Source organism: Moraxella sp. CTOTU46934 (genome assembly GCF_031979465.1).
Lineage (GTDB): Bacteria > Pseudomonadota > Gammaproteobacteria > Pseudomonadales > Moraxellaceae > Faucicola > Faucicola tetraodonis.
The window spans coordinates 117470-135769 of record NZ_DALZEG010000006.1 but is presented as its reverse complement, the minus strand read 5'-3'; the positions used below and the strand labels follow the sequence as shown (position 1 = coordinate 135769).

General features: G+C 43.7%; 15 protein-coding genes. 8 read left to right on the top strand and 7 right to left on the bottom strand.

Annotated elements, in window-relative coordinates; translation table 11 throughout:
• The first annotated feature begins 364 nt into the window (after window positions 1-364).
• Window positions 365-1420, top strand: coding sequence for a DNA polymerase IV (gene dinB, locus RTN07_RS06770; protein ID WP_312176814.1), 1056 nt, complete (start codon window positions 365-367; stop codon window positions 1418-1420).
• Window positions 1421-1582: 162 nt separating this feature from the next.
• Here the strand turns inward: dinB and acnB are convergent, their stop codons facing one another.
• Window positions 1583-4183, bottom strand: coding sequence for a bifunctional aconitate hydratase 2/2-methylisocitrate dehydratase (gene acnB, locus RTN07_RS06765; RefSeq protein WP_312176811.1), 2601 nt, complete (start codon window positions 4181-4183; stop codon window positions 1583-1585).
• Between the two features lie 390 nt (window positions 4184-4573).
• On the opposite strand from acnB, the gene lipA reads away from it, so the two are divergent.
• From lipA to RTN07_RS06740, 5 genes are all read left to right on the top strand, one after another.
• Window positions 4574-5647: a lipoyl synthase gene (lipA, locus tag RTN07_RS06760; RefSeq protein ID WP_007117315.1), complete on the top strand. Its 1074-nt coding sequence runs from the start codon at window positions 4574-4576 to the stop codon at window positions 5645-5647.
• A gap of 88 nt (window positions 5648-5735) precedes the next feature.
• The gene (locus tag RTN07_RS06755) at window positions 5736-6623 is read left to right on the top strand and encodes an alpha/beta fold hydrolase (RefSeq protein WP_312176808.1); all 888 of its coding nucleotides are present in this window, start codon (window positions 5736-5738) and stop codon (window positions 6621-6623) included.
• A gap of 196 nt (window positions 6624-6819) precedes the next feature.
• A complete protein-coding gene (locus RTN07_RS06750) occupies window positions 6820-7254 on the top strand; it encodes an RNA-binding S4 domain-containing protein (RefSeq protein ID WP_036598052.1) in 435 nt (144 codons plus the stop codon).
• Window positions 7255-7379: 125 nt separating this feature from the next.
• Complete coding sequence (gene murB, locus RTN07_RS06745) at window positions 7380-8489, top strand: UDP-N-acetylmuramate dehydrogenase (RefSeq protein ID WP_309596576.1); 1110 nt, start codon at window positions 7380-7382, stop codon at window positions 8487-8489.
• A complete protein-coding gene (locus RTN07_RS06740; RefSeq protein ID WP_312176805.1) occupies window positions 8464-9141 on the top strand; it encodes a YdcF family protein in 678 nt (225 codons plus the stop codon). The genes murB and RTN07_RS06740 overlap by 26 nt, the downstream gene beginning before the upstream one ends.
• A gap of 1 nt (window position 9142) precedes the next feature.
• On the opposite strand, the gene RTN07_RS06735 is transcribed toward RTN07_RS06740, so the two are convergent.
• Window positions 9143-9475 (bottom strand): rhodanese-like domain-containing protein, encoded by a 333-nt coding sequence (locus RTN07_RS06735; protein ID WP_312176803.1) that lies wholly within the window; start codon window positions 9473-9475, stop codon window positions 9143-9145.
• A 281-nt stretch (window positions 9476-9756) separates the two neighbouring features.
• Between RTN07_RS06735 and ccoS the strand changes: the two genes are divergently transcribed.
• Together ccoS and RTN07_RS06725 are read left to right on the top strand one after the other, a co-directional pair.
• Window positions 9757-9987 (top strand): cbb3-type cytochrome oxidase assembly protein CcoS, encoded by a 231-nt coding sequence (ccoS, locus tag RTN07_RS06730; RefSeq protein WP_050325577.1) that lies wholly within the window; start codon window positions 9757-9759, stop codon window positions 9985-9987.
• Between the two features lie 89 nt (window positions 9988-10076).
• Window positions 10077-11015 carry a sulfite exporter TauE/SafE family protein gene (locus RTN07_RS06725; RefSeq protein ID WP_312176800.1) on the top strand — a complete coding sequence of 313 codons (939 nt, stop codon included), beginning with the start codon at window positions 10077-10079 and terminating at the stop codon, window positions 11013-11015.
• A 437-nt stretch (window positions 11016-11452) separates the two neighbouring features.
• On the opposite strand, the gene RTN07_RS06720 is transcribed toward RTN07_RS06725, so the two are convergent.
• From RTN07_RS06720 to RTN07_RS06700, 5 genes are all read right to left on the bottom strand, one after another.
• Window positions 11453-11656, bottom strand: coding sequence for an oxidoreductase-like domain-containing protein (locus RTN07_RS06720; protein ID WP_007117306.1), 204 nt, complete (start codon window positions 11654-11656; stop codon window positions 11453-11455).
• Between the two features lie 69 nt (window positions 11657-11725).
• The gene (gene mfd / locus RTN07_RS06715; RefSeq protein WP_312176797.1) at window positions 11726-15328 is read right to left on the bottom strand and encodes a transcription-repair coupling factor; all 3603 of its coding nucleotides are present in this window, start codon (window positions 15326-15328) and stop codon (window positions 11726-11728) included.
• A gap of 232 nt (window positions 15329-15560) precedes the next feature.
• Entirely contained in the window at window positions 15561-16817 is a 1257-nt protein-coding gene (alr, locus tag RTN07_RS06710; protein WP_312176794.1) for an alanine racemase, read from the bottom strand.
• A gap of 166 nt (window positions 16818-16983) precedes the next feature.
• Window positions 16984-17499, bottom strand: coding sequence for a ribonuclease E activity regulator RraA (rraA, locus tag RTN07_RS06705; RefSeq protein WP_312176842.1), 516 nt, complete (start codon window positions 17497-17499; stop codon window positions 16984-16986).
• 44 nt (window positions 17500-17543) lie between these two features.
• The gene (locus RTN07_RS06700; protein ID WP_312176792.1) at window positions 17544-18257 is read right to left on the bottom strand and encodes an NAD(P)H-binding protein; all 714 of its coding nucleotides are present in this window, start codon (window positions 18255-18257) and stop codon (window positions 17544-17546) included.
• Window positions 18258-18300 lie beyond the last annotated feature (43 nt).

The window sequence follows — 18300 nt, the reverse complement described above, 5'->3', positions numbered from 1 at the left end:
CAATAAGTCAAAGGATTTTGGAAAAACGCTAGGCACAAAAAAACTTTGACTCACACCGACCAAATATGTGGTTGTGTTAAGTCAAGGTCTGGCTTACTATTTGATAATTAGCTCAATATATGGCTAAAAAAATAGCTGATTTACCGGTAAGCGGCTACTTACGTAATGACGATAAATCACAAACTGCTGAAGTGAGAAGTTACTCCCCTTGATAGCGATAATGTAGCAGATTAATGACCACTTATCAATTAAATTTATCAATCAGTAAATTTTGAATTTATTGTTTATGTTAGCTAGCGTCTATTGTGTTTAACAAGTTAATTAAATACTTTCCCCATACAGTTAGGATGGTAAACTAACAACCATGCGTAAAATTATTCATATCGATATGGATGCGTTCTTTGCCAGTGTTGAGCAACGGGATAATCCTGAGTTACAAGGTAAGCCATTGGTGGTTGGCGGTGATCCCAATGGGCGTGGCGTCGTCGCAGCAGCAAGTTATGAGATACGCAAGTTTGGTGTGCATTCTGCCATGTCATGCTATCGAGCCCGTCAACTATGCCCCCAAGCAATTTTTGTCAAACCACGCTTTGAGGTATATCGTGAAGTTAGTGAGCAAATTCGTACCATCATGCACCAATATACGCCACTGGTCGAACCTTTATCACTGGATGAGGCGTATCTAGATGTGACCAATAGCCCGCATGAAAAAAATTCTGCAACGCTAATCGCCAATCGCATTCGCCAACAGATTTTGCGACAAACGCAATTGACCGCTTCAGCAGGCGTGTCTTACAACAAAATGCTTGCTAAAATCGCGTCAGATTTGAATAAACCCAACGGTATTGCGGTTATCACACCTGAGCAAGGATTGGACTTCATCGCCAATTTACCGGTAAAAAAATTTCATGGGATTGGCAAAGCCACCGTCAAAATGTTGCATGACATGGGTATATTTACAGGATTGGATTTACGCAATACGCCAGCGGACGTATTAAAACAACGCTTTGGCAAACGGGGTGATTTCTTTCACCAAATTGCCCACGGTATTGATAATAGAGAGGTTAAAGCTGAGCGCAAACATAAATCTGTCGGTTCTGAGACAACGTTTGTACACAATACCATGGATGATAAAGTCATTGTGGCTGCCCTATATCGCGAAAATAGCCAAGCGTTTAAAGATTTACAAAAAAAGCAGCGTTACGCTCGCACCATCACCATTAAAATCAAATACAGCGATTTTAGTGTGATTACCCGTTCTCATAGTATTTCCTCCCACTTTGAGCAGGAATCTGATGCCCATTATTGGATTCAATGGCTATATGACCATACCCCAAAACTTTTACCCGTGCGTTTGGTTGGGGTGACTTATTCAAATTTGCTACAAGCTGAAGCCTCGCCACAGATGCCATTACTCTAAACCACTATAAGCCAAATTTTGCCAAGATATTTTTTAGCTAAACGTGCAAAAAATTTTTATGTAAATGCTAACAACAGCAAAACCCTGCTATGTTGCAGGGTCTTACTTTATTGTTATCCTACTTAATTAAAATTAGATGAGCCTAACTTAACTTAACGATGGTTAGGTAAGCTGTGCTACGTTAATTTTATTTGCTTCTTCAGTATATTCGCTCATACGGTCGAAGTTTAAGTATTTGTAGATATCGGCTGACATGCTGTTGAGCTTACCAGCATATTGTTGATATTCTTCGTTGGTAGGTAGCTTACCAAGTACCGCAGCCACCGATGCCAACTCTGCAGAAGCCAAGTACACGTTGGCACCTTGACCTAAACGGTTCGGGAAGTTACGGGTCGAAGTTGATACAGCCGTTGATTTTGGTGCGATACGCGCTTGGTTACCCATACACAGTGAACAACCCGGCATTTCAGTCCGTGCGCCCGCTTGTGCATAGACATTGTATAGACCTTCATCCATCAATTGACGTGCATCCATTTTAGTGGGTGGTGCAATCCATAGACGTGTGGTCAAGCTACCCGCAGGTACTTCTTTGAGCAACGCGCCCGCTGCACGGAAGTGACCGATGTTGGTCATACATGAACCGATGAATACTTCATCAATCTTGTCGCCAGCAACATCTGCTAAGGTTTTGGCGTCATCTGGGTCGTTTGGACAGCAAAGAATTGGTTCTTTGATGGCGCTCATATCGATAGTGATGTCAGCGGCATATTCTGCGTCTGCATCAGCGCGTAATAATGTTGGGTTGGCAAGCCATGCCTCCATACCTTTGATACGGCGTGCAATGGTACGGGCATCGCCATAACCTTCAGAAATCATCCATTTGAGTAGGGTGATGTTTGACGTTAGGTATTCTTTCACCGATTCTTCAGACAGGGTGATAGTACAACCTGCGGCTGAACGTTCGGCAGAGGCATCTGATAATTCGAATGCTTGTTCAACGGTTAAGTCTTCTAAACCTTCGATTTCTAAGATACGGCCGTTAAATACGTTTTTCTTACCGGCTTTCTCAACGGTCAATAAACCTTCTTTAATGGCTTGGTAAGGAATCGCATGTACCAAGTCACGCAAGGTGATACCAGGCTGCATTTCACCGACAAAACGTACACGAACTGATTCTGGCATATCTAATGGCATCACACCGGTTGCTGCAGCAAACGCCACTAGACCTGAACCTGCTGGGAACGAAATACCCATTGGGAAGCGGGTATGTGAGTCACCACCCGTACCAACGGTATCAGGCAATAGCATACGGTTTAACCATGAGTGAATAATACCATCACCTGGACGTAATGATACACCGCCACGATTCATGATGAAGTCAGGGAGTGTGTGCTGAGTTTCTACATCGATTGGTTTTGGATAAGCTGCCGTATGACAGAATGATTGCATGACCAAATCTGCAGAGAAGCCTAAACAAGCCAAGTCTTTTAATTCGTCACGGGTCATAGGACCTGTGGTATCTTGCGAACCCACGGTGGTCATTTTTGGTTCACAATACGCACCAGGACGAATGCCTTCTACGCCACAAGCTTTACCGACCATTTTTTGCGCTAAAGTATAGCCTTTACCGGTGTCGACCGGTTGTTCTGGTTTTGCAAAAATGTCAGACGCGCCCAAACCTAGATATTCACGGGCTTTGTTGGTTAAGCCGCGACCTACAATCAATGGAATACGACCACCGGCACGCACTTCATCGAGGAGCGTTGGTGATTTTAATTCAAAAGTCGCAATCACTTCGTCAGAATCATGTTTGGTGATTTTGCCGTCATGTGGGTAGATATCAAATACATCACCCATGTTAAGTTTGCTAACATCCACTTCGATAGGTAATGAGCCCGCGTCTTCCATGGTGTTAAAGAAAATCGGTGCGATTTTACCACCCAATACAAGACCGCCAGCACGTTTGTTTGGCACGCCTTGGATATCATCACCCATTAACCATAACACTGAGTTGGTCGCTGATTTACGGCTTGAACCGGTACCGACCACATCACCCACATATGCCAATGGAATACCGTCTTTTTTCATCTCTTCGATTTGTTTCATCGGACCAATCACGCCGTCTTGGTCTGGCACAATGCCTTCACGCGCATTTTTTAGCATGGCTAATGCGTGCAGTGGGATGTCTGGACGTGACCATGCATCTTGGGCAGGTGACAAATCATCGGTATTGGTTTCACCGGTGACTTTGAAGGTTTTGTAAGTGGCTTTTTTTGGTACTTCTGGACGGCTGGTGAACCATTCGGCGTTTGCCCAAGATTGTAACACTTCTTTGGCTACTTCATTGCCCGCTTCCGCTTTTTCAGTGACATCATTAAAGGCATCAAATACCAATAAGGTTTTTTTCAGCGCGTCGCCCGCACCTTTGGCCAATTCTTTATCATCTAATGCTTGGATTAATGGTTCTACGTTGTAGCCACCTTGCATATGACCCAATAATTCAATCGCTTTTTGTTTTGAAATCAGCGGCGAAGTGGTTTCGCCTTTAACGATGGCCGCTAGAAATGCCGCTTTAACATACGCTGCTTGGTCAACCCCAGGTGGAATACGGTTTTCTAATAAGTCTACAAGTGTTTCTTCTTCACCCGCTGGTGGATTTTTTAATAGTTCAACCAAATCAGCCGTTTGCTGTTCGTTAAGTGGCTGTGGCACAATACCCTGTGCCGCACGATTTTCGACGTGTTTACGATAGTTCTCTAGCATGAATCGTCCTCATAGTCATGTAAGATTATTGTGTTAACCATGCGTCTGCAAGCCCTCTTCACAACACAGTTGAATTTTGAAATGGCTACTAGCCAGCATGGCTTTGGCTAAAAAATTTAACCCTTCTAATATACTTGAAATGTGATGAAATGTTAATGAGAAAATACGTTTTTGTTAACATAGCCATTATTTTTTAAAAAAATAGCCCAATAATTTTTAATAAATGCGTTTGAGCCGATTGTCGCTTTTTTTACTAGGATGAAAAATAACTTTGGCTGTGTACTTTAAACAACAAAGCTTATCCCAAAATAGTTTAAATTCGTCAGCATAGATTTCTGTTATAATAACCCCCTAAAATCTGCTAAATGAATTCAAGGATTAATCATAGCAATGACCGACACTGTACAAACTTTTGCCCCTTCAACGCCGCACACCGATAGACCCATCGCTCGCGACAAGCCAAAACGTCCTGAAGTGGGTGAAAAACTACGTGGCCATGATAAAGTTGCCCGTATTCCGATTAAAATCATTCCAACGGTAGAAACCCCAAAAAAACCTGACTGGATTCGCGTCAAGCTGTCATCGCCGAGTGAAGTAGCGCGCATCAAGTCAACTTTGCGTGAACAAAAGCTGTATACGGTGTGTGAAGAAGCGGCCTGCCCCAACCTCCCCCAATGTTTTGGTGATGGTACCGCGACCTTTATGATTATGGGAGATATTTGTACCCGTCGCTGCCCATTTTGCGATGTGGCGCATGGTCGCCCCAATGCGCTCGATGAGCTTGAGCCGATTCACACCGCTGAGACCATTGCTGGTTTAGGGTTAAAATATGCGGTGATTACCTCGGTTGACCGAGATGATTTGCGTGACGGCGGCGCGGAACATTTTGCCAATGTCATTAAAGAATCTCGTCAGTTAAGCCCTAATTGCTTGATTGAGATTTTAGTCCCTGATTTTCGCGGTCGTGAGCAAGTGGCACTTGATATCTTAAGTGACACAGCGCCTGATGTGTTTAACCATAATATCGAAACCGTGCCACGTTTGTATAAAGCGTTTCGCCCAGGGTCGGATTATCAGCATTCATTACAGCTGTTAAAAGATTACAAAGCGCGTCGCCCGGATATCGTCACCAAATGTGGTTTTATGGTGGGTCTTGGCGAGACTGAAGAAGAGGTTTACGCCTTACTGGATGATTTAAAGGCGCATGATGTCGATTTAATTACCATCGGTCAATATTTGCAGCCAAGCAAATCGCACGCCCCAGTTGATAGATTTGTACATCCTGATGAATTCGACCGTTATACTGCACACGGTAAAAAATTGGGCTTTGCGAATATTTGGGCAGGCCCGATGGTGCGCTCAAGCTATTTTGCCGATCGTCAATATTATGGTGAGCCTTGCCCACGTCCTACCCGTGGTGCCAATCCGTTATCAGAAGCGGACATGAAAAAATCAGGCTGTTGATTTGTGAATTTGTGCGTTGATTTAAAGCCGTCATTAGACGGCTTTTTTATGCTACTCTAATCATAAAATAACTCACAGGAAATTTGCGATGAATAACAACTACACATTCTATCTGCCTAAGGTGACGCCTGTTGCTACGTTACTAATCGTGCATGGCATGGCAGAGCACCAAGGGCGCTACCAACCCTTTGCGCAATTTTTGGCAAATCATGATATTGCGGTGTTAACCTTTGACCATTTAGGGCATGGACAGCAAGCCTATGACAATGGTTGCTTAGGCTATATGGGTAACCCCAATCCTGCTGAGTTGATGATTGACAATGTGATGGACCATGCGCAGTTAATCGCTGAAAAATACCCTGATATCCCCCATTTTATCTTAGGTCACAGTATGGGGTCATTTATCGTTCGCTGTATTTTGCAGCGCTATGGTGAGCGATTTGCGGGCGCAGTGATAATGGGTACCTCAGATTTTAATCCATTGGCAAACTTGTTTGTGCCCGTAACCAAAAACCTTAATCACTTTACCACGCGCCGCACCAATCCGGTATTGGATAAGATTTTAAACCAATTTAATAACCTACCCTTTAGAAAAGAACCCGATTTACAAGGGTTTAATTGGCTCAATTCAGACCCCAAGCAAGTAAAAGCCTACCTTGATGACAAGCTTTGCGGCTTTCAGTTTACCAACAATGGCTATTTTGCCCTCATGTCGTTGATGCAAGCAGGCACCAATAAGCATTGGTATCAACAAGTACCCCGGCAGTTACCGCTGCTATTTGTCAGCGGAAAAGATGACCCTGTTGGGCAGATGGGAAAAGGCATTCCGCGTATTGTCAAACGTTTGCAAAAAAATAATTTTGCCTCGGTTAGCGTGCAGCAATATGAAGCGATGCGCCACGAAATCTTGCTAGAGCCTAATCACCAACAAGTGTATGACGATATTTTGGCTTGGCTCACTCACCATATCAATTAGCTTAAAACCCCTGAGCCTTACTAATGAGTCTGACTGTTCAGTGTTTAAGCAGCGTTTTATAACTGTCATGACGAATAGACTATTAGCCTCGCTTTAACACCGCAGTTGCTTGTTAGAAATATCGATGTGACGTATTGAAAGATTTGAAAAAACAACCATTTAATCTAAAGTTATTCATGCAGTTAAGCTATAGGAAATGTCATTGAGTACAACTGATAAAATTAAAGTGCGTTTAGATAAATGGCTCTGGGCAGCAAGGTTTTATAAAACCCGTACCCTAGCCAAGGAAGCGATTGAATCGGGACGGGTACACCATTTTGGCAATCGCGTCAAGGTTAGTAAAGAAATAGCGGTGGGCGATGAATTGACGATTCGCCAAGGGTCAGCCAATCATTACACCCAAAAGACGGTCAAGGTGCTAGCGCTGTCCGAAGTGCGCGGCAATGCCACAGCCGCCAGTGTGCTTTATCAAGAGACCGATGCCAGTATCAGTCAACGAGAATTTTTCACCGAACAGAAAAAACTTGCCAATCTTGCCCGCCCTGATCATCGCCCAAATAAAAAACAGCGTCGTCAGCTGAGCCGTTTTAGGGATATTAACCATTTTGGCAGTGATGAAGAAGGTTTTTAATTGGCTGTCATGGGGTCATAAAAATCCCGATTTTCCCTGTCATATTTCGTTATAATAAGCACTTTATCATTGCACTAGTCATTGCACTGGCGATGAGCAACTCTGCCAATTATTAACGATATTTTATGACCAATTTTTTTGAACCTAACCCTGTGCAGGCTAATGCTAGCTATGTGGATATTAGCGCATACAATACCATGGCATTAGCCTGTCAAGCCAAACAATTTATCCGTTTAACTCATCTGTCTGATATTGAGCCGACTTTTAAACAACTGGCAGCCCATCAACAAGCGTTTGTTGTGCTATCTAATGGCAGTAATATCATTTTGCCTGAAGTGTTGGACGCGGTTGTTGTGTCGCCCAGTCTTCAAGGTAAAACTATCCTGTCTGAAGATAGCCAAACCATAACACTTGAGGTGATGGCTGGCGAGGATTGGCATACGCTAGTAGTAGATACGGTCCATCAAGGTTGGTATGGACTGGAGAATTTGGCGTTAATCCCAAGCTGGGTCGGTGGTAGTCCCGTGCAAAACATCGGCGCATACGGGGTACAAGCTGAAGATGTGATAGACAGTGTAAAAGCGTTTCATATACCGAGTTTAACGTGGCATCATCTAAGCAAAGCTGATTGCCAATTTAGCTACCGTGACAGCCTGTTTAAACAGCAAGCCGGGCAATGGCTCATTACCAGTGTCATTTTTACCCTCAGTAAAACTGCTAAACCCAATACCCAGTATGGGGATGTGGCAAAAGTTGCACAGCACTATGCGAGCCTAGCGGGTCGCGATGAAGTCACCCCCGTGGATACCATGAATGCCATCATCGACATTCGTCAAAGTAAACTGCCCGATACCAACGACTTGCCCAATTGTGGTAGCTTTTTTAAAAACCCCATCGTCGCCAAATCTCAAGTTGACCAGTTACTACAGAGCCATCCCAATCTAGTGCATTATCCTGTCAAAGATGCCCAAGGCAATTTGACCGATTACTGTAAAGTTGCAGCGGGCTGGCTTATTGACCAATCAGGGCTTAAAGGCAAAGGCATTGCCCCAATTTTAACGCATGTAAAACAAGCCCTAGTATTGACTAACCATGCGCCAAAAATTGCAACGCAACGTGATGTTGCCAAAAGTATGCAATTTATACAAAATACAGTGCTTGAGAAATTTGGGATAAAATTGGAAGCTGAACCGGTTTGGATTGAATCTGATGGTAGCATTCGCCAAGCTCATTAGTTATCTTGAGCGATTTTTTTCAACCATCAAACGGATTTTGACCGTTGTTGTATTGGTGGGGTGTTTGGTTACGCTCAGTTTTTTTACACCGCTGTTTTCTACCATTGTGTTGTTTATCTTAGATTGCTATCGCCTGCCAGAATCGGCGGTTAGCGTCAATCCTGCAACGGCGATTGTAGTGTTAGGTGGCGGATTAACCAATAACCAGCAAAATGAGATTGTGATTAACCAATTTACCGAAAGTCGATTGATTAAAGCCAGCCAAGTGTATCAGCAGACTGACTTACCCATCATCGTCAGTGGTAAGGAGGCGCCATGGATGGCAAAGTGGCTGCAAAAAAAAGGCATTATGTGGGTCGTGGCAGAAAAAAACAGCTTTAACACCTGTCAAAATGCAAAATATACCGCAGAAATGGTCAATGTCAAACAGGTAATTTTGGTGACCGATGCGTATCACATGAACCGCTCAAGACGGCAGTTTGCCATTAATGGTATGGCTACTGTCCCAAGTATCGCCCCATTACCAAAGGCAAATGATTGGCAGCATTTTGATCAGAATCTGCAGCACTCAAGACGTGCTTTATATGAATTGTTGGCATTCGCTCGCGATCTTGTCAAACCCCAATACAACTGCCAACCGACCAATAAATGAGCTATTTTTGAATCTCTACATTGGTGTAGCCAGCTGATTGCAAAGCAGATTTGGCTTGTTGAGCACGACCGCCACCACGGCTATACACCTTAATGGTATCTGATTTGGCAATGCCTTGCGCCGTTATTTTGGCAAGTAATTCATTGTGTGGAATATTAATGGCACCGGTTGGATGATTTACAGAATACTCTTCTGGGGTACGCACATCAATGACCACTGTCGCAGCGTTTGCTGTTGGCATCAATAATGCGCCAACCATGACAGCCGCGCCTAAGGCAAGCAACTGTTTCTTTGAAAGCTTAAGGGAAGGCTTAAAGATTTTAGGCATCAACATCATAATTTCCTTGTAGAATTTTGAGTTTTAAAACCAAGTCAAACCTCAATGTTTAACCTACTATGATTATAACATTCATTGTTCGCACTCAAATCACTGAGTTGCTGTGATTTGCAACCCATGTGTTTATTTTGTAATCATACCAATGGCTATTTGATTGCTGCTATTTAATTGCTAGGGCAACGCTGCGACATTTTGCCGCATTTATTTATGGCAAAATAAGCGTATAATGGTTTTCTTAACTTAATTCGTTTATTTACGCCAAGTAATGGGGATGCCCGATGCAAAGCATGTATTTTTTGATTCCTATTAGTTTAGTGCTATTTGTATTGGGTATTTTTGCCATTTACTACGCCATCAAATCACGCCAATTTGATGATTTGGACAATGAATCTCAGCGGGTCATTTTGGATGACAGACAATTTCGCCGTGAACAATTGGGGCAAAATCCCGCCAAGCCTTCATCTTCTCAGCCTCCAAAAATACAAGACCCTACTGACGAGCAAAAATAACGCGTTGGTGTTATCTTTCTTCCTGCTGATTTGTTTCTATTGATTTATTTACGTCTTGCAAAAATTTTTAGACTTTTTTGGAGCATTTTATGACCTGGGCATTATTTTTGGCAGCGTTTAGCATGGGATTGTTTGGCTCACCGCACTGTCTGGGGATGTGCGGTGGCATTGTGACGGCTTTTGGGCTGTCCATGCAGCATGTATCGGAGAGCAAAAAAAATGGCTTGATTTTGACTTACCATTTGGGACGCCTCATCAGTTATTCATTGCTTGGATTGATTGCGAGTCTTGTTGGTGTGGCAATCTTTCAGTCCATTATGAGTAACAGTGCGCCAAGAATTGTACTGGGTGCGGTATTGGTGTTGATTGGGCTTGCGATGCTTGGGTTACCGCTGTTTAATCAGTTAGAAAAGTTCGGGATGCGCTTTTGGCAATCGCTCGCCCCGCTACGCAAAAAAGTGTTTCCGATTGATAGCTTTGGTAAAGCCTTGTTTGCTGGCCTGCTTTGGGGGTTTTTGCCGTGCGGATTGGTATATGGTGCGCTCATGATGGCGATTGCTGGCAACAACATCGCTACAGGGGCGGCTCTGATGTTTGTATTTGGACTGGGTACGATGCCGATGTTGATTGCCACGCAAAAAACTGTGGGGATGCTACAGTCAAGTATTAAAAATTTTCGCCTTCGCCAAATTAATGGGGTGATTATGATGTTGTCTGGACTTGCGGTGATTTTTATCCCGATGATGATGCACCATAACCATAACCATAACCATGGTTCACATAATCAAAGTTCACACAGTCATGCCATGAATGAGACGAGTATGAACCACGATATGTCGACAATGAATCATTCTGCGTCTCATCCTGCTTCTGTGACAGCTTCGACTAGTATGCCTATGAACCATAATAATATGAGTGATGATATGAACCATAATATGAGCCATAACATGAATCACGACATGCACAATATGCAGGATATGAACGATAAGCACCATGAGGTGGCGATGCCTGCCAGTACCAGTCCCTAATCACTAGTTACTAGTTACTAGTCAGTAATCATTCATTTATATTGCCAAAAAAAACAAACCTCTTAATCGGTATATTAAGAGGTTATCGGTTGCGAATTTTTACGTTTTACGCTTAACTTGCAGTTTAGTTTACATTTCTACCGCGTCATCGCCTTCGTCAAGGTAGATGATATCGGTTTCATATTCAAACGCTTCATTTAACATATCTAACATTGTTTACTCCTATCCTTCTTTATCCAATGATTATGGATTTTTTATTAATTTTAAGGCTTCTGCCATTTTTTAGTTGTTTACTTACTACTTACTATCTATTTTACGTTATCAATGCAACTTCATAACGTCATGATATTTAACGTGAGTTTGATGACAGTAGCATGAAATTCATGTGACAGGAATACGAATTTACAAAAAATTACTTTTATTGAAGAATACTCCAGCTACTGAGCAGGTTTGTCGGTGCCGTAAGTAGTTTTAGGCACGCTTTTGAGTCGCTGTTGCTGTTCGTCATACGCTTGTTTTTGAACGCGGTAAATTTCATACACGCATAGTTCTTCGCAGCCGTTGTCGCAACATTCCCAGTCTTCGGGATAGGTAGGTTCTTCAATCAGGCGTTCGCCATTAGGTAATTGATTTTCCATCATTTTCTAAATCTTCTTTTTCGCTATAACACGCTTATGATGAGCCAATAATTATTTATTATCAGGTCATCATCACGCTTTTAAAGATAATTTCTCTATGAGATTTTTTACCGCGTCAATCCGTCCTTCTGCTGTAGCAAGGGCTTTGTCGTCCATCATTTTTAGCCCTGTCGCTCCATTCATTTTAAATTTTTTCGGATTCGACTGAATAAGCCCAATAATGGTAATGGCTTCCACAGGGGTGCTTGGTGAAAATTCAAAGGTGACTTGCCGCTCATTGCCATCAATCTTGCTTATCTCCAGCGCTTCAGCCATTAAGCGGATTTGGTGAATAGCAAATAAATTTTTGGTCGGCTCCGGCAAACTGCCAAAACGGTCTAGCATTTCGCTGCGAATGCTAATTAGGCTGTCATAGTCTTCAGCATTGGCGATTTTTTTATAAAACAATAACCGCTGATGCACATCACCCAGATAATCTTCAGGAATGAGTGCCGACAAATGCAGATTAATGTCACTGGTTAGCGATAATGGGGTGTTCAAATCAGGTTGTTTGCCTGCTTTGATGGCTTTGGTGGCACGGTTTAGCATATCCATATAGAGATTAAAACCAACCGCTTGCATATTGCCGCTTTGGTTTTTGCCCAGCAGCTCACCCGCCCCACGAATCTCAAGGTCTTCACTGGCAAGCATAAAGCCTGCCCCCAATGTGTTAGCACGGCTGATGGCATCAAGGCGCTTTTGGGCATCCGTTGTCAAGCCTTTAATAGACGGTACAAGCAGATAACAATAAGCTTGGTGGTGACTGCGACCAACACGCCCACGAAGTTGATGAAGCTGCGCTAGCCCGAATTTATCGGCACGGTTAATGATAATGGTGTTGGCATTGGGGATATCAATGCCCGTTTCGATAATGGTAGTGCACACCAACACATTGTGTTTTTTGTGGTAAAACGATTGCATGATTTGCTCAAGCTCTCGTTCTTTCATTTGACCGTGAGCCACTGCCACCCGAGATTCGGGCACAAGCTCTCGCACGGTTTCTGCCATGCGCTCAATGCTTGCCACATCGTTATGCAGTAAAAACACCTGTCCGCCACGCAATAATTCACGCAAAATCGCTTCTTTGAGTAAGTTATCAGACTTTTGCATGACAAAGGTTTTAATTGCCAACCGCCTTGCCGGGGGCGTGGCAATAATCGACATGTTTCTCATACCCGATAACGCCATGTTCAGCGTGCGCGGTATGGGTGTTGCAGTCATTGATAATACGTCAACATCCGATTGCATGGCTTTGATACGCTCTTTATCTCGGACGCCAAAACGGTGTTCTTCATCAACAATCATCAGACCTAAGTTGGCAAACTTGACATCTTCTTGCAAAATTCGGTGGGTACCGATGACGATATCAATTTTACCTTCGGCTAAGCCTTTGAGAATCGCATCGTGTTGTTTTTTGGTGCCAAAGCGAGAAAGCGACTCAATACGAATGGGCCAATCGGCAAATCGATCCAAAAAGTTGTCTTCGTGTTGCCCAGCAAGCAGCGTCGTCGGTACTAGCACTGCCACTTGATACCCTGCTTGCACTGCAATAAAAGCGGCACGCATTGCCACTTCGGTTTTACCAAAACCGACATCACCGCACACCAGCCTATCCATGGGCTTATTTTGCTTCATATCAAACTTAACCGCCTCAATGGCATTGGCTTGGTCGGGCGTTTCTTCAAACGCAAATTGACTGGCAAATAAGTCATACTGGATTTGGTCAATTGGGAAGTTAATGCCCACTTTGGCATCACGGCGGGCTTGTACGTTGAGCAGTTCTGCCGCCACATCATGAATTTGGCTGAGTGCCTTGGCTTTAGCTTTATCCCATTTACCACTACCTATGGTATGAAGCGGTGCGGTTGCCGAGTCGCCACCCGCATAACGGCTGATGAGTTGCAGATTTGCCACAGGCACATACACACTGGCATCATCTGCATAGGTAAGATGGATGAACTCTTGCAGTTGTCTATCAATCTCAAGGGTAATCAAGCCTTGATAACGCCCAATGCCAAAATCAATATGCACCACAGGGTCGCCGATATTAAGCTCACTGACCGATTTAACCAAAAATTCATCAGACACATCGCTTTGGCGACGGCGGCGAGTCTGTAACACCTGCCGTCCAAACAACTGGGTTTCTGAGAGAATTGCAAACTTATCAGGGAGTAACGCGCCTCGTTCAATCGGTGCAATGGTCAAGGCAATCGCATTACTATGCGCTTCATCCATATTTGCAAGAAAATCGGTCAATCCTGAAACACTTTGTAAATTAAAGCGTTTTTGCAACAGCTCCGATAAAATCTCCCGGCGACCCGCAGTTTCGGCAACCAATAATATCGGTTTAGCAAACTGCTCGCGAAATGCCATCAGTCTTTGCAGTGGCTCAGCAAGTTTGTGGTCAACGGTTAAATCAGGTGGTGTGTCAACCAATGCATTGATTGCCCCAGCTTTGGTGTCATGAATTGGCTGTTCGCTGGTGATAATGCGAGGATATTGGGCAATTTTTTCATTAAAGATATGTTCTGCCAGATACAAATCTTGCGGTGCCAAAATCGGTTTTTCGATATCGTGCCTGCGGTCATTGTAACGAGTTTGGATTTGTTGCCAAAAATTTTGGTAAGCCGTCTCTATTTGATTATCGACGATAAACAAGCTATCTTTGGGCAAATAACTAAAAAAATCCGAGCCATTTTGCCAAGTATCCGTTTCAAAGAATAATGGCTGATAATACTCCACTCCGGCGGGTGCAATGCCGTTCATCACATCGTTAAACAGCTCAAAACGGCGGGCAGATGTGTTGGCAAAGGTGCTAGCAAAATTGGCGCGAAACGTTTCTCTACCCTCATCCAGGGGAAATTCTCGCGCCGGTAAAATCTGAAAACTGGTGATTTTACCGATAGTTTCACCCGATTTTTTTTGACTATTCATAAACTTGATATATTGATGGGGGTCACTGTCTTTTAATTCGTCCAAATCCGCTTGGGTCAAGCTACGCTGGGTTTGCGGGTTAAAAAAACGGATACTCTCAATCTCATCATCAAACAAATCAATGCGGACTGGAAACGGCTGACCAATGGCAAACAAATCAATCACGCTACCACGCACAGCAAATTCCCCAGGCTCAAAGACATTATCTACCGCATGATAGCCCGCGGTTGCCAGTTTTCGACGTTCGGTTGCCACATCAAAGGTGTCCCCCACTGACAAATCAAAGTGTTGACCCAATAGCCATGATGCAGGGGCGACGCGGTGCATTAAGGTCTGCACCGAAATCAGTAAAATACCATCAGTTGGCATATGAGTAAGCAAATGAATCCGCTCAGAGACAATGTCATGGTGCGGTGACAGCTCATCATAGGTAAGCGTTTCCCAATCAGGAAACACATGGGCATCAACCCCACTAAATGCCAACTCTGTTTCAAGCTGATTGAGCTGATTTTGGTCACGGGTCACGACGACTTTAAGCCGGTTTTGCTGACCACTATCGCTGCTAGTAAGGCTGGTGAGCCATAAGGCTTGGGTCATGCCTTGTAAGTTGCCCAGCCATTTTTTGTCATGCTTAGCATTGTCAAACAACGATTGGTTGAGTCGAAAGGAAAGATGAGACAGTGAGTGTGTAACATTCGTCATTGTTATCGGTCTTTTGGTTATAAGTCTTTTGAGTTAAAAAGGCGAAAAATAATGACGTTATTGTGGGGGTTTTTGCTGAAAAATTAAAGCTAAAATAGCAGTGTTTTAGCAGACTTTTTGGCAATAACACTTTAACACTTTATCCCTGCAATGCAGCAATCTAGCTTCTTTTACCAAAGTGATATGCAAAAAAACACCGCCAATTTGGCGGTGCTTTTTTGTCAAGTTGACGTTATTTTTTGAGCCATTTGGTGATTTGGGCTTTAACAAATTTAGGATTTGAGTTACCCCAGTTGGCGTAGATTTCGGTAAAGAGTGTACCTGTAATATCTTCGATTTCCGACTGGGTGATTTCGGAACTACCTTGTTTACCAAAGATAACCACCTCATCGCCTGCTTTGACATCGGGGTAATCGGTGACATCGACCATAGTGGTATTCATCGAGATTTTGCCCAATGCAGGGACTTTATGACCATTAATTAAGACATGACCTTTATTGGTAAAGGCGCGACGGTAGCCGTCTGAATAACCGAATGGTAAGTTTGCCAAATAGCTATCTCGTGTCAAGGTATAAGTGCGGTCATAGCCAACCGTTGAGCCTTTAGGATAGAAATTGACGCTAGCCACACGGCTTTTGAACGACATAATGTAGTTAAAATCTGGACGTTCATAGTAAGGCTCGCCAAACAAAATCGCCCCTGGACGCACCATATCAAACCAACCTTCTGGCACGTTCAGCGTCACAAATGAGTTCGCCGCATGGATGGTGAGTTTTTTACGGTCGAGTTTAGCGGTCTTAATCAGCCAATCGATATTTCGTTTAAAACTAGCCAACCCTTTTTGTACATCGGCTTTATCCTCAACAGGAAAATGGGTCATGATACCGACGATGTGGAGATTTTTAAGCTTAGTAATTGCCAAAGCGTCTTGTTTAGATTTCGCAACGCTCAAATCTAAGCCGTTACGGTCCATGCCACCGTCGTTGAGTGCCATATGAAAATTAATGACCACGCCCGCTGCTCGTGCGATATCACTGGCAGTTTGGGCTTGTTTAAGGGTACCAAATAACTCTTCGATATTGTATTTTAAGCCGTCTTCAATTTCTTGGTTGGTCGCCGTACGCACCCGCATCACTCGTCCTTTATAGCCGTGCTTGCGGGCGATACGGGCTTCTTCGTTACTGGCAATACCAATACAAGGCACTTTATGCTCAATCACGGTAGGCATCAAATTATCAATGCCAAAGCCATAGGCATCGGCTTTTAAAATCGCACAGATTTGGGATTTACCGCCTAAATGCGCGCGCATCGCTTCAATATTATGCCCGTACGCCTTAGTATCTATTTCAAGCCAAGCGTTGGTATTGGCAAGATTAACGATATGAGGATTATCGCCAGCATACGTTAGCGCGGGCGCGGCTTGCGCGGGCGCAGCGTGATACATGACGGTGGCGATGGCAAGCGATAGCAGAGTTTGATGTAGTTTCATAATAATTCCCAAAATGATATGACAATAAAAAAATCAGAAAAAGCACGCGCTTTCATGCGCTGATGTTAACGCAGTCAAGCCATATAACCAGTTAATATATTAACAATTGATGCAGTTTTTTAACCAACATAGATTACTTTTAAGTTTAGTAGCTTAAGTTAGCTCATTAAAGCAATGATGTCTGACTCACAATCATGCCATTGTTATCAGCATACACATACATGCCAGAGTTGATAGTTAGACCGCCAAAGCTGATCTCGATATCCGTCTCGCCCACCCCTTTGCGATTGGATTTGCGGGGAATGGCGCCGAGCGCTTGTACGCCGATTGGCATTTTGCTCATATCATCCACATCTCGCACACAGCCATACACAATCACGCCAGCCCAGCCATTATCAACGCCGCTTTGTGCAATCATATCACCCAGCAAGGCACAGCGCATTGATGCACCACCGTCTACCACCAAAACCTTGCCATTGCCTTTCTCATCTTTGCCATGCGTGGCTAACAGCTCTTTAACCCGGCTATTGTCTTCAAAGCATTTGACGGTTACCACTTCACCGCCAAATTTTGTGTTACCGCCATAACTAAAAAAGCGTTTGCCTTCCATATTGGGTGCACAAACCTGACATTCTGGATTATCATCTAATAAATCACAGGTAATAAAATTTTGTAACGTCATGTCGCTCATCATCGTTCCTTAAGTCAATGGTTTTTTTGGGAAAGTTAGTTTCTAAACCGCGTCATCGCTAGCATTTCACCGTTACTGATAACTTGGGTTTTCTTGACGGTATCGACGCGATTGGCGCATTTTTCATAAGTATGTTTGATGTGCCAATTGTTGCTCACCAGCGCCATTGCCATCGCTACCCTATCGGCTTCTATGGGACGGACAGGCAGTTTTTTGGGTACGATAGGTTTGATGAGTTTGTACGCCGTCTGCGCGATGGTTTCAAGTTTACGATCATCGTGTTTGCCAAGCAGCAAAGAGGGACGAAAAATTGCTAATTCTTGAAACCCTAAATTGTCAATCGCAGTCTCAAGCTCACCTTTGACACGGTTATAAAAAAAGCGACTGTCAGCATTGGCGCCCATCGCCGATAACAAAAAAAACCGCTCTACGCCTTTTTGTTTGCAAGCTTTTGCAAATGCCACATTAAAGGTAAAATCGATTCGCCGAAAGGCGGCTTCACTACCCGCTTCCTTAATGGTAGTACCCAGACAGCTAAAAGCATCGGTGTCTTTACCTATCGACAGCGCAGACACAAATTCATGCATTTGATTAAAATCTTTAAGCTGATAAAAATGCATCGAATCACTCAACCCTTTTGGCTGAGAGCGCGCAATGATAATGACTTTTTGATAAAGACTGCCAAGCTGGGTCAGTAGTGAATTGCCTACCAAGCCGGTTGCACCGATGATTAATGCTGTGCGCTGCATAAAACAATGACCTCAGTATGAATATTTTTATGAGTTTTTAATG

Coding starts and splice junctions, on each gene's coding strand:
- dinB (WP_312176814.1), top strand. CDS start 365: ATGCGTAAAATTATTCATATCGATATGGATGCGTTCTTTGCCAGTGTT.
- acnB (WP_312176811.1), bottom strand. CDS start 4,183: ATGCTAGAGAACTATCGTAAACACGTCGAAAATCGTGCGGCACAGGGT.
- lipA (WP_007117315.1), top strand. CDS start 4,574: ATGACCGACACTGTACAAACTTTTGCCCCTTCAACGCCGCACACCGAT.
- RTN07_RS06755 (WP_312176808.1), top strand. CDS start 5,736: ATGAATAACAACTACACATTCTATCTGCCTAAGGTGACGCCTGTTGCT.
- RTN07_RS06750 (WP_036598052.1), top strand. CDS start 6,820: ATGTCATTGAGTACAACTGATAAAATTAAAGTGCGTTTAGATAAATGG.
- murB (WP_309596576.1), top strand. CDS start 7,380: ATGACCAATTTTTTTGAACCTAACCCTGTGCAGGCTAATGCTAGCTAT.
- RTN07_RS06740 (WP_312176805.1), top strand. CDS start 8,464: ATGGTAGCATTCGCCAAGCTCATTAGTTATCTTGAGCGATTTTTTTCA.
- RTN07_RS06735 (WP_312176803.1), bottom strand. CDS start 9,475: ATGTTGATGCCTAAAATCTTTAAGCCTTCCCTTAAGCTTTCAAAGAAA.
- ccoS (WP_050325577.1), top strand. CDS start 9,757: ATGCAAAGCATGTATTTTTTGATTCCTATTAGTTTAGTGCTATTTGTA.
- RTN07_RS06725 (WP_312176800.1), top strand. CDS start 10,077: ATGACCTGGGCATTATTTTTGGCAGCGTTTAGCATGGGATTGTTTGGC.
- RTN07_RS06720 (WP_007117306.1), bottom strand. CDS start 11,656: ATGATGGAAAATCAATTACCTAATGGCGAACGCCTGATTGAAGAACCT.
- mfd (WP_312176797.1), bottom strand. CDS start 15,328: ATGACGAATGTTACACACTCACTGTCTCATCTTTCCTTTCGACTCAAC.
- alr (WP_312176794.1), bottom strand. CDS start 16,817: ATGAAACTACATCAAACTCTGCTATCGCTTGCCATCGCCACCGTCATG.
- rraA (WP_312176842.1), bottom strand. CDS start 17,499: ATGACGTTACAAAATTTTATTACCTGTGATTTATTAGATGATAATCCA.
- RTN07_RS06700 (WP_312176792.1), bottom strand. CDS start 18,257: ATGCAGCGCACAGCATTAATCATCGGTGCAACCGGCTTGGTAGGCAAT.